Origin of the sequence: Mangrovimonas sp. TPBH4, assembly GCF_001280505.1 — a bacterium.
Classification (GTDB): Bacteria; Bacteroidota; Bacteroidia; order Flavobacteriales; family Flavobacteriaceae; genus Mangrovimonas_A.
This window is the reverse complement of record NZ_LBIO01000049.1, coordinates 263,901-275,585: the sequence shown is the minus strand read 5'-3', so window position 1 is coordinate 275,585 and position 11,685 is coordinate 263,901. Positions and strand designations below refer to the sequence as shown.

Annotated in this window: 9 protein-coding genes; all 9 read right to left on the bottom strand. The window is 38.1% G+C overall.

Translation table 11 applies throughout. The annotated features are described in order from the left end of the window. Nucleotides 1-48: 48 nt before the first annotated feature. Nucleotides 49-753 (bottom strand): CPBP family intramembrane glutamic endopeptidase, encoded by a 705-nt coding sequence (locus tag ZA05_RS10235; RefSeq protein ID WP_053991594.1) that lies wholly within the window; start codon nt 751-753, stop codon nt 49-51. Between the two features lie 4 nt (nt 754-757). Next, a complete protein-coding gene (locus ZA05_RS18215) occupies nt 758-1,006 on the bottom strand; it encodes a hypothetical protein (RefSeq protein WP_157514652.1) in 249 nt (82 codons plus the stop codon). Nucleotides 1,007-1,043: 37 nt separating this feature from the next. Then, nucleotides 1,044-1,991: a homocysteine S-methyltransferase family protein gene (locus tag ZA05_RS10230; protein ID WP_053991593.1), complete on the bottom strand. Its 948-nt coding sequence runs from the start codon at nt 1,989-1,991 to the stop codon at nt 1,044-1,046. A gap of 15 nt (nt 1,992-2,006) precedes the next feature. Beyond that, complete coding sequence (locus ZA05_RS10225; protein WP_053991592.1) at nt 2,007-3,512, bottom strand: efflux transporter outer membrane subunit; 1,506 nt, start codon at nt 3,510-3,512, stop codon at nt 2,007-2,009. Continuing rightward, nucleotides 3,509-6,673, bottom strand: a complete 3,165-nt coding sequence (locus ZA05_RS10220; protein ID WP_053991591.1) for an efflux RND transporter permease subunit — start codon at nt 6,671-6,673, stop codon at nt 3,509-3,511. The genes ZA05_RS10225 and ZA05_RS10220 overlap by 4 nt, the downstream gene beginning before the upstream one ends. 11 nt (nt 6,674-6,684) lie before the next feature. Then, on the bottom strand, nt 6,685-7,839 hold the full coding sequence (locus ZA05_RS10215) for an efflux RND transporter periplasmic adaptor subunit (protein WP_053991590.1): 1,155 nt from the start codon (nt 7,837-7,839) through the stop codon (nt 6,685-6,687). Nucleotides 7,840-8,023: 184 nt separating this feature from the next. Beyond that, nucleotides 8,024-10,183: a hypothetical protein gene (locus ZA05_RS10210; RefSeq protein WP_053991589.1), complete on the bottom strand. Its 2,160-nt coding sequence runs from the start codon at nt 10,181-10,183 to the stop codon at nt 8,024-8,026. Nucleotides 10,184-10,484: 301 nt separating this feature from the next. Next, complete coding sequence (locus ZA05_RS10205; protein ID WP_053991662.1) at nt 10,485-11,102, bottom strand: CatB-related O-acetyltransferase; 618 nt, start codon at nt 11,100-11,102, stop codon at nt 10,485-10,487. Nucleotides 11,103-11,230: 128 nt separating this feature from the next. After that, entirely contained in the window at nt 11,231-11,572 is a 342-nt protein-coding gene (locus tag ZA05_RS10200) for a hypothetical protein (RefSeq protein WP_157514650.1), read from the bottom strand. Between the last annotated feature and the right edge of the window lie 113 nt (nt 11,573-11,685).

The following is an 11,685-nucleotide window of genomic DNA, read 5'->3' as shown; positions in this document are numbered from 1 at the left end:
TAATTTTTGTTAGGCGGCTAAGGGTTAAAAAGAAGTTTGTTGTGGCTTTTATGCAGTTTTGATCCCGACTTTCAGTTCGTTTCTGACGAAGTATTTTACGTATATCAGTACTATAATTGGAACTATTACCATGCCGCTTATAAAATTTAAAAAGGATGCCCAATTGGTCAATTCGCTTCCGCCTTTTTGAATGAGTACCATAGGTCCAAGAGGTCCTTTTGAGAATATGGTGTTGTACACAGAATTCCATCCTAGGTGAAGTCCAATTGGGAGCATTATGGAGGTTGTTTTCGCAAAAGCCAAAGCCCAAGCGCAGCCCATTAATGCGGTTCCAATAAAAACTAAACTCATTGCCATTACATTTCCAAAAATGCCAAAGGAGAACCAATGATAAATTCCAAATGCTATGGAAGAAATCAGTATTCTTTTTTGGGGACCTATTCTGTGGATCAGTATGTATAACATCGCTCCTCGAAAGATTAGTTCTTCGGTTACGACAGAATTGAAATCCCACAAAAATGATTTTAGTACCACTCCATTCGAGATAGTTTCATTGATAATCCAATCTGATGATCTAAGAAATGACTCTAAAAATTCTGTGAGCGCACAGAGGATGGCCGTGATTAAAAATCCGCTTAAGAATTGTTTGAACCTCTTGGCTAATGGAAGAAATCCTAGGACTAAAATATGTTGCTTTTCAATGAGGTATAGTAGAAGCCAAGAAATTGCAATTATTACGAATATTCCAGTCATTTATTTAGTTCTTTCTTGCAATATAGAATCCGTAACTGTAATACGCCTTATATTTTTTATATAATTCAATTTCAGCTTTATGGTCATCAATCACTTTTGTAGCAAGTTCTGAATTGTTATGGAAGTCTATTATCAACTCTAATTCTGCATCATTTGGTTTCTCAAGGATTTGGAAGGTGTAAATCGAAGTGGCATATTTACAACTAACTTCAGTGTGTAGCTGAACGTTCTTTATAGTGGGGCTTTTGTTCAAGTGTTGACGTTTTTTTTTTTTTGAATACTTTGTTGGCTTAATTGATTTTAAACCATGAATCGCAGATAGTGGCTAAATGCGTTGAATCGGTTCCACAGCACCCGCCAATGATACTTAAATTAGGGAGGAGGGTTTTTAAATCACAATAATCTTTCGCCAGTTCTTCTTTATTTCCAATATCCAAGGTTTCCGATTCATCCAGTTCCGCATGGCTCTTTTTTGAGGCATTTGCTCTAATTCCTTTAATTCGTTTGGTCCAAGATTCCTCGGTGTTTAAAATATTTTTAAAATGCTCCGGATGCGCACAGTTTATCATAAAGTAGGAAGTGTAATTGTTGGTCATTTTATCCAGGGACAAAATAGCATCTTTTAGGGATTGTCCGCTTGGAAGGTTTCCATCTGTTTCAACAGTATATGAAATAACCACAGGGATATTGTGTTTCTTGGAGGCATTAACTATTCCAATGGCCTCATCATTGTAATTTAAAGTAAAGCCGGAAACAAAGTCAGCATTTGTGTTGGAAGCTGCTTTAATTTGGGAAGTATGATATACCTCTGCTTCTTTGATGTTCATGATCTTGCTAGGGACATAACCATCGCCTCGAGGGCCAATACAAATACTGATGGGAATTTTAAAATTATCGGTTTCAAAGTCCTTCCTTAAATCTTCAAGAAGTTCTGTAGCAGTGTGGTGAATTGCTTGTAAATCATTCAATGCATATCCTATTTTGATAATCCAATCTGGATTGGCTCTATACGTGGGGGCTTCGAGCACAAAGCCATTGCATTTATCCTTAGCAATTACCAGATAGTCCTTGTAATAACTTTTTAGGGTTTGTTTGCCATCTTTGTGTTTTAGTAAATCGAAAGCGGCAAATTCCGGTAAATCTTGTCCTTTGTTAAAAATAAGGTCAGTTTCAATGCCACCATCTGTCATAAACAGAGATGTAGAAAGCTGAGGTAGTTTATTTCTGTATGTTGCCATTTCAATTGCCCTGAATTAATTCTTATTGGGTGTTTTTAAATTGGGTATTTGTCCTTTATAGATAAGTGTGTCCCTTCTAACGCTATTTTCTTCCAAATTCATTTGCTCTTCATATGCTTTTGCGTATTCCTCGCGCTCACTTTCGCTTATCCAACCACCTCCTAAGGCTTTATAAAGCGTTATGTATGCCAAAAAGACCTCTTTATAGGTTTGTGAATATTCCAGTTTGGCGGCAAAGGTCTGTCGTTGGTTTTCGATGACTTCCAAATAGCTGGTAACCCCTTTGTCGTATCTCAAACCGGACAGATAACTGGCGCTTTCGGCAGCTTTGTATCTGAACTCTTTTATTTTAAGTTCTTCCTTAAGGGTTTGCACAGCAATCAAGGCATCATCTACTTCCCTAAAGGCATTTAGTACTGTGTTTTCATAGGAGAAGAGTGCCTGCTTGGTACCTTCTCTTTCAATATCAACTCTTCTTTTGTTTTTTCCCCATTGGAAAAGAGGACCTATAAGACTGCCTTGGACTCCCCAACCCAACCCATTGGAAATTATATCAGACAACTCTGGACTCCCATACCCCAAGACACCTGTGAGGCTTATCGTAGGAAAACGCAAGGCTTCTGCAACTCCTATTTTGGCATGTTGCGACCAATAGTCGTATTGGGAAGCAATAATATCGGGACGCCGTAACAGTAGGTCTGAGGGGAGTCCTGCCGGTAGGGAATCAGGTAATTTTTTTTCTATAAGCGTGGCAGGGCTAGGCACTGGTCCAGGATAATCTCCTAGCAGTAATTTTAAACGGTGTTCGGTATAAGCAATTTGCCGCTGATACAGAGGAATGGCCACTTGGGCTGTGGCACTCTGAACTTCCGCTTGATTGACATCGAGTAACGGAATGATGCCTTTTTCGTAGCGCAATTTGATGATGGTCAGGGCGCTATCCCGAACCTGATAGGTGTTTTGGGCAATGACCAATCGGGTGCGGTAATCCAGCAAATCGTAATAACTGGAGGCAACTTCGCTAATCAAACTTAGTTGGGTGGCTCTTTTTGCATAGGCTAACGACAACAAATTTGCCCGAGCAGATTCATTGCTGCGTCTTATACGGCCCCAAACATCAATTTCCCAACTCAGGAAAGCTTGGAAGGAATAGTTGCCTGTCACCTCATCAACCGTTACATATTGAGGGTAATTGGTAGGGGTTAGGTTACCTGAATACCCTATGGCCGGACCAAAATCGGCTTTGCTAACGCCTAGTACGGCACGGGCTTGTTCTATCCTGCTACTGGCTATTAAAACGTCCCTGTTATTGTTTAGAGCTGTCGTGATTAAAGAGTCCAGGACAGGATCCTTAAATAGTTCCCACCAGTTTAGGTTGATTACTGTGTCCTGTTGAATGTTGTATCTGAAATCGACAGGTTCGTTAACTTCTGCAGGTTTGAAATTAGGTCCTACGGCACAGGAATATATGGCTAAAAGTAGCGCGACAAAGAGACTATATGTTATCAGTTTGTGTGTCATTCTTTTGTATGCCCTGCGGTGTCCGTGGATTCTTTTTTCAATCGTTTCTTTTCGTAACCAAAGAGTTTGCCTATAAACACAAATAGCATTGGATATAGAAATACCCCAACGAAGGTGGCCACAAGCATGCCTCCCAATAGGGTCATACCCATTACTTTTCGAGCTTCAGCACCAGACCCAGTGGCAATTACCAAGGGGAATATCCCGAAAATAAAGGCAAAGGCCGTCATTAGAATTGGTCTAAAGCGTTCTTTGGCTGCCATAATGGCGGCATCATATAAGCTCTTTCCATTGTGGAATTCTTCCGTTGCAAACTCAACAATAAGAATGGCATTTTTGGCAGCCATACCAATGAGCATAACGAAAGATACCTGGGCAAATACATTGTTTTCAAAGGAAGGAGATAGGAGCCTGGCAATATACAAACCAAGGAAGGCCCCGAAAATAGCAAATGGAGTTCCTGCCAACACACTGATGGGTAAGGACCAACTTTCATACTGGGCTGCCAGAATTAAAAAGACAAAAATCATAGACAATCCCAATATGGGCAGCAAGCCTCCAGACGCCTTTTTCTCTTGATAGGAAAGTCCGTTCCACGAATAGCCTATATCGCTTGGCAACACTTCATTGGCAACTTCTTCCAAAGCGTCCAACGCTTGTGATGTACTGTAGCCAGAGGCCGCAGCACCTGAGACCTCAATTGACCGGAAAAGGTTGAATCGATTGGTGTAATCTGGTCCCGAAATATGTTCCATATCAATGAGCGTAGACATTGGTACCATATCTCCTTTGTTGTTTTTTAAAAAGAAACTCGATAATCCGGATTCATCCTGGCGGTACTCGGGTTTGGCTTGTATATAGGTCTTGTAAAGTCGCCCAAATCTATTGAAATCATTAACATAGGTACCTCCCATATAGGCGCCAACGGTCGCGTAAATTTCATTTAATGGGACACCTAGTTTAAGGGCCTTTTCCTTGTTGACTTCTAACAAACGTTGCGGTACCGCAGCATTAAATGGTGTATAGGCCCTTCCTATTTCAGGGCGTTCCATGGCTTTTTGCGTAAAGATATTGGTTTGATCAGAAAGGTATTTCGGGGTATTACCGCCTCTATCCTGAATCATAATACTGAATCCAGATCCTTTTCCCAGTCCTGGAATTGGGGGCGGGCCAAAGGCCAAATTGATACTGCCCGGTATTTTTAAGAGTTCTAGATTGATATTCTCAACAAATTCTTTCACGGTAATGCTCCGTTCATCCCAATCTTTCAATTTTACAAACATCACGGCAGAGTTATTCAAAAAAGAGGTGGACAGCAAACTGTAGCCCGTTACATTGGTAACATATTGCACGTCTTCTTTGGCCACCAATAAATCTTCCACTTGTCTAGTGATGTCGTTGGTGCGTTGTATGGATGCTGCAGGAGGCAGCTGAATATTGACAAAAAAGTAGCCCATGTCCTCTTCAGGGATAAAGCCCATTGGGACCAATTTTGATAGGACTCCCATGCCAACAATCAAAATGCCAATAAATATCAATCCGCGTTTGATCTTGCCAGTAACCACATTGGTCACGGACATGTAGCCTCCGGTGGATTTTTTCATAAAAGAATTGAATCCCCCGAAAAGTTTCCCTAAGATTCCTTTATAGGGTTTAGGTTCTTTTAAGAGCAAACTACAGAGTGCCGGCGATAGCGTAAGGGCGTTAACTGATGATACAATCACAGACAATGCAATGGTAATAGCAAACTGTTGGTAGAGCCTTCCCGTAATACCGGACATTCCTGCCACCGGTATGAAAATAGCAATCAGTATCAAGGTGGTGGCAATTACGGGGCCCGTTACTTTTTTCATGGCATCGATAGTAGCCTCTTTCGGGGCCATACCTCTTTCAATATTTACTTGGACAGCTTCTACCACAATAATGGCATCGTCCACAACGATACCAATGGCCAATACCAATCCTAACAGCGATAATACATTGATGGTAAAACCAAGGAAAGGAAAGAACATAAAAGCACCTATGAGAGATACAGGAATTGCCAGACAGGGAATGAGGGTGGCCCGCCAGTCTTGCAGAAATAAAAACACCACAAATATTACCAATATTAAGGCAATTATTAAGGTTTCAATAATGTCATCAATCCCAGCGGTAATGGCCAAGGTGGTGTCTAGGGAAATGTCGTAGGTAATGCCTTCAGGAAATCTTGTGCTCATAGAGGCCATCGCTTCTTTTATGCCATTGGCAACTTCAAGGGCGTTGGATCCTGGCGCTTGGTAGATGGCAATCACCGTACAGACTTCTTTATTTAAGCGGGTAAAGGCATTGTATTTTTCGATGCCTAATTCTACTTCCGCAATGTCCTTTATTTTTATTTCTGAGCCATCAGGTTTTTCGCGAACAATAATATTTCCAAATTCTTCTTCTGAATTAAATCGAGAAGGCATTCTTACGGTATACGTGAATTCGGTGCCTTTAGGGGCGGGTTCTGCCCCCAATTGCCCGCCAGGGACCAATACGTTTTGCTCATTTATGGCCTTCATGATTTCCGGAACCGTAACTCCCAATTGCGACAGTCTATCGGGTTTCACCCAAATGCGCATGGAATAATCAGATCCAAAAACGGTCACGTCCCCAACTCCGGGAAGCCTTAGAAGTTCATCCCTAAGGTTTATTAAAGCATAATTCCCCAAAAATTCTTGGTCAAAACTACCGTTCGACGAAAGTGTGACCACCATCATCACATTAGACATGGCCTTTTTGGTGGTAACCCCCAATTGTTTGACAGATTCCGGCAATCGGGCGGTGGCTGCCGCAGCTCTATTTTGGACCAAAACGGCATTCATATCAGGATCGGTTCCCACATCGAAGGATACCCTAATGGCCATAGTTCCATCGTTGGAGTTTGTGGACAGCATATAGAGCATATTGTCAACCCCATTTATTTGTTGCTCCAGGGGAGTTGCTACCGATTCTTCAATGTCAATGGCATTGGCGCCAGGGTATTTTGCCCTTACCACCACTTGTGGCGGACTTAAACTAGGGTATTGTTCAACGGGAAGACCGGTTAAGGTAATGGCGCCCACCAACGTAATAATGATGGCGATAACCATCGCTAAAACGGGTCGACGTACAAATAAGTTACCCTTGGAGTCGGACATAAAATTTGATATTAGTTTTCTACCTTGCTTTGATACTGAACTAATTTGGGGGCAACTTTCATTTTGGATTTTACTTTTTGAACTTCGTCAACTATCACTTGCTCGCCGGGCTCAAGTCCTTTTTCCACAATGTAATAATCCTTATAATTTTTAAACACTTCTATATTTCGTATTTGCACGACACCATCATTGCCCACCACAAACACCATGTATTGTCCTTGAATTTCCTGGACGGCCTTTTGGGGAACTAAAATGGTATTCTCTCGCTGGTTCACCAAGGCCCTAACTTTGGTGAATTGACCCGGACGGATAAGTCTGTCTGGATTAGGGAATGAGGCTTGGAGTAAAATGGAACCGGTACTTGGGTCTATATTACGGTCTAAAAAGTCTAGATGTCCTTTGTATTGATGAATGGAATTATCGGAAAGAACCAATTCCAAAATTTGCTTGTCTGCAATAGTTTTGAACTTTTCATCCGTGTTTTGATGGGTACCTATCAAGCGTTTCATAAAGGTTAGGTATTCTGCTTCAGAGAGGAAGAACTGCACCCTGACGGTATCAATATCCGATACGGTATTTAAAATGATAGGGTTAGGTTGTTTTCCTACATATTCGCCTTCCGTGGCAAGCGTTTTTCCAATCACGCCATTTATGGGGGCATAAATTTTACAGTGCCCTAAATTTATATTTGCTATTTCAAGGGAGGCCAAGGCAGCTTTGAGCTCGGCATCTGCGGCTTCTTTTCTTGCCGTGGCGCCATCCAAATCACTTTTACTTACGGCATTCAGGTCGGCTAGAGGTTTGATTCTGTTATAATCGCTGTTGGATTTTGCCAATAGGGTTTTGGCAGCCGAAACGTCACTGTTAACCCTGGCAACTTCGGCTTCAAAAGATTGTGAATCGATACTGTAAAGAAGCTCTCCTTTTTCAACCCGATTACCTTCTTCAAAATGCATGCCTTCCAAAAAACCGTCCACACGTGCTCGGATGGGAATGTCTTTTATTCCAAAAACTTGCCCGACAAAATCCTTGTATATAGGGACCGTTTTAGCTTCTAATTTTATCACGTCTACAGAAGTAACCAATACCATTGGCTTTTCTGCTTCATGTTTGCAGCCAAAAAGTAAGAGTACTAAAAGAACAATGGAGTAATTTTGGTTAGGCATGTTTTGTACTTTAGTTCCTATAAAAATATGAAAAATCTAAAGAAAAACATTGTGATTTGAAATGTAAATAATTGTTTTTTAAGTTGTTAGGTTAGTGTTCGGCTTGTAGGATGAGAGCCTTGGTAAAGTCCAAAATGGTGTTTTTAGGGCCCGATTCAATTTCAACCACTCCTAATTACACAAATTATTCATTTATTTTCTGTTTAAGATAGTTTATAATACTGTGGTTTTCATCAAAAAAGTTCAGCGCCACAAGCATGGCTTGTTCATATTTTTCAATTGGAGAAGCGTCACCATTAATTTCATTCTCAATTAAATTGCCTTCAAGCCTTAATATGTCTACATCATAAACAATAATATCATCATTAAAACATTTTTTTTTGGTCAAAATTGCTTCTTGTAAATATTGTTTACAATTAGAGATATCATTTTGAAGTAATTTAGATTCCGCTAAATTTAGCAAAGTGATAATTTGGTTAAAGTTTTGTTTTTCACCATAGAATTTATCCAGTTGCCTTTTGGCTAGGAGGAAAAGAGAATCAGCTTTTTTATAGTTACTCTCGTTTAGTTGATTTAAACCTAGTCCATTGTAGGCAATACCTAATTTTGGAGAGTTTTTGATGTCAAATTTTTGATGACATTCAATAGTGTATTTGAACAAGGAATCTGATAAGGGTACATTATAATTAATATTGATGTTGCCAAGTTCATTGTGTATCCGTGTTATATTGGGGTATGTTGGTTCATATTCTTTGAGGAACTTTAGTACATCGGTATTTATCTTTTCCTTGTTGTAAGGAATATCTAATTCGTCATTTATTTGAGCAATGTTCAATTCAAAAAGTAGTTGTTTGTCACTTTCGTCACTTCTATAATAATCGAGGGCTTTAGTATAGTGTTTTTTTGAATTGTTATATTGACCTTTAAGTTTATTATAATGTCCTAAAAGTTCTTCCAATTTAACTTCATTAGCGGCCTTTGCTGTAGTCTTTGAAATTAAGTCTCTACATAATTGAATTTGCTTCTCAAAATTTGAATAATTTGAGTTCTCTAATTCTATTGATGCCAATAAAAGATTGGATTGGAAAATATTGTCAACATTATCTTTTTTATTGAAACACTCACAAGTCTCAATTCCTGAATTAAGGGATTCTTTAATGTTTTCTCTAAATAAGATTCCTGTTTGATAAAACAGGTATTCGCAATCATCTTTAGAAGAGATATTTTTAAGTTTACTAAGGATTATTTTTGTTTGTTCTAGGCTATCTGTGGATAGATAGTTGTTTAACAAGCGTATATAGGTGTTTTTAAATTCCCTAATATTATTTAGGCTATCTTGCTGTAAAATGATTAAGCAAGATTTATTGATGTCTATAGAACTTTCATACCAGTTTCTATAATAATGATTGGTTGCGGCATTTTCAAGGAGGTGGTAATAATCTATATCAACAGAATCCTTTACTTCAAAATAGTTGTCTAATAAATAATTAAGTTCCGTATCATAACTGTCAAGATAAGATAACTTATTATAGGTCAGTAATAAATTGTATCTGTTCCAATAAATGTCACTTTCAGTTGCCTTAGGGTATTGTGGGATATGCTCGTTATGTGTTAAAACACTGTCAGCTAATTGGTAGTTTCTTAAAGCACTAGAATAGTCCTTGGTATCGTAAAGGGAATCTCCAAGACCGATATAGGCCTCTGCTAAAAATTCATATAAACCTGAAAAATCCTGATAATATTCCCTATCATAATCTCTCCATTCTTTTCCATAAATTATCCCTTGTTTAGCAGAGAGAATGGCATTTTTGTAGTCTTTACTTTCTAAGAAATTTTCATATTCATTTACTTTTTCGAACATTAGGAGGTTTTTAGAAAGACTAGATTCAGGTTCAGTCATTCTTTGCAAAACAATTCTATAAGTATTGTCACTAACGTGGGAAAAAGTGAAAAAAGAAGTTAACAAGGCTATAGCCAAAGACCTATAAAGGATAAATTTTAAATTTTCCTTAAATGCTACTTTTTTATAGAGCCAAAATCCTAATAATGAGAGTGCAAATAAAATATTTATAGAAACAATTACTTTTCTGGAAATAGAAATTGGTATCCATAAACTATAACTTAAAGTGCCTAATGAAGTACCTAAGATAACTCCCGCTAAAATATTCAGTTTCTTATTATCTGATTTTTTTCTTTTAAAAAAATAAACCCCGCCTATGGAATAGCAAATACTAAGTATTATTATGAAAATAAAAAGAAATGTTGTCCATGGATGCCCTAAGAATAAAGTACAGAAAGTTAAAATTAGAATAATTACAAGAAAAATTTTTTCAGCAGTTTTCATGTTAAGAGTTGGGTATATTGGGAGGTAAATATAGTAAGAAAACTTACTTTAGAAGTTGCTCGTGATTTTCCGATAAGGAAATCTAAAGCAATTCCTATTGCATTTTGGAATAGGTTGGTTAATCGATGCTATGAAAATACAATGTTAGTCTGGGGCTATGACTGTAATAATTATTGCTATGAAAGAATAGGATGCCAGAATTGATTATTAAGCCAATGATTTTTTTGTAAGTATTTGATTTTCTGAAAATAATAAGGACTTTGCCCATAGACTGCCTGCAAGTCTTTTGAAGGTTGCCTATCTATAATTCATCTATGTTATTGGAGGTCAATTTTTGAATGTTCTGAGTAATTTTTTCTATGTCCCAATGCCACCACTGCAATTCCAAAAGCTTCTTTATGGTGTTTTCGTCAAATCGTTTTCTTATTTCTTTGGCAGGATTGCCACCTACAATAGCGTAAGGTGCCACGTCTTTAACTACTGTGGAATTTGCTCCTATAATAGCGCCGTCCCCAATGGTAACACCCGCCATAATTGTGGCGTTATGCCCAATCCAAACATCGTTTCCAATGATTACATCGCCTTTATAGGGATATGTTTTTCCTTCCATGGCTTTTTCCCAACCATTTCCGAAAATGGCAAAGGGATACGATGAAATTGAATTAGTGAGATGGTTGGCGCCATTCATGATAAAGGATACCCCAGAAGCAATCATGCAGAACTTGCCAATTATTAATTTATCGCCTTTAAAATCAAAAAGGTATTTGACGTTCCTCTCAAAATTGTCAACATTTTCAAAGTCGTCATAATAGGTGTAATCGCCTACAATGATATTCGGATTTCTGACAATGTTCTTCAAAAAGCAAAGTCTATCATAATTTTCAAGGGGAAATTTTAGGTTTTTGTCAGGGCCGTTCATTTTAGTTTCAGTGTTTTGTGGAATTGATAGTTTTAAAGATAGGGAAAGGAAAGTAACTTTGGAAGATGCCATGGTTTTCCAATGAGTAAAATTTACAGTAATGTCTTTTGCATTTTGGAATAGGCTGGTTATTGTATGCTATCAAAATACATTGTTAGTTTGGCTATGACTGTAATAATCATTACTATGAAAAGAATAGTGATGCCAGAATTGATGATTAACCCTATGATTTTTTTTGGAGTATTAGGTTCTTTAAGTCCTTTCATTGATTTCATAAACCCTATAATGCCAATAATAATTGTTGTTAGTGATAAGACACCAATAATTTCGTCAAAAATTTTAAAATTACTTTCAAGTGAATATTGAATTTTTTGAAATAGAGATGAATAAAGGAATACGTTGATTAATAGCAACAGTCTAATAATACCATATTTAAAGGCACTTTGTGAATATCTATTAAGGTTTTCCATGGTTGGGATTAGGGGCTTTTTTGGTTGTGACACTTCAAAATTCACTTGCTTTAGTTGCTGCAGGAGTAAAGGTAATAAAACTGAGAGGATTTTCTGTCGCGCAATGGGCCCGA

Excerpts from the sequence above, each read along its gene's own strand:
- ZA05_RS10235 (WP_053991594.1), bottom strand. The coding sequence starts at position 753 with ATGACTGGAATATTCGTAATAATTGCAATTTCTTGGCTTCTACTATAC.
- ZA05_RS10230 (WP_053991593.1), bottom strand. The coding sequence starts at position 1,991 with ATGGCAACATACAGAAATAAACTACCTCAGCTTTCTACATCTCTGTTT.
- ZA05_RS10225 (WP_053991592.1), bottom strand. The coding sequence starts at position 3,512 with ATGACACACAAACTGATAACATATAGTCTCTTTGTCGCGCTACTTTTA.
- ZA05_RS10220 (WP_053991591.1), bottom strand. The coding sequence starts at position 6,673 with ATGTCCGACTCCAAGGGTAACTTATTTGTACGTCGACCCGTTTTAGCG.
- ZA05_RS10215 (WP_053991590.1), bottom strand. The coding sequence starts at position 7,839 with ATGCCTAACCAAAATTACTCCATTGTTCTTTTAGTACTCTTACTTTTT.
- ZA05_RS10210 (WP_053991589.1), bottom strand. The coding sequence starts at position 10,183 with ATGAAAACTGCTGAAAAAATTTTTCTTGTAATTATTCTAATTTTAACT.
- ZA05_RS10205 (WP_053991662.1), bottom strand. The coding sequence starts at position 11,102 with ATGAACGGCCCTGACAAAAACCTAAAATTTCCCCTTGAAAATTATGAT.
- ZA05_RS10200 (WP_157514650.1), bottom strand. The coding sequence starts at position 11,572 with ATGGAAAACCTTAATAGATATTCACAAAGTGCCTTTAAATATGGTATT.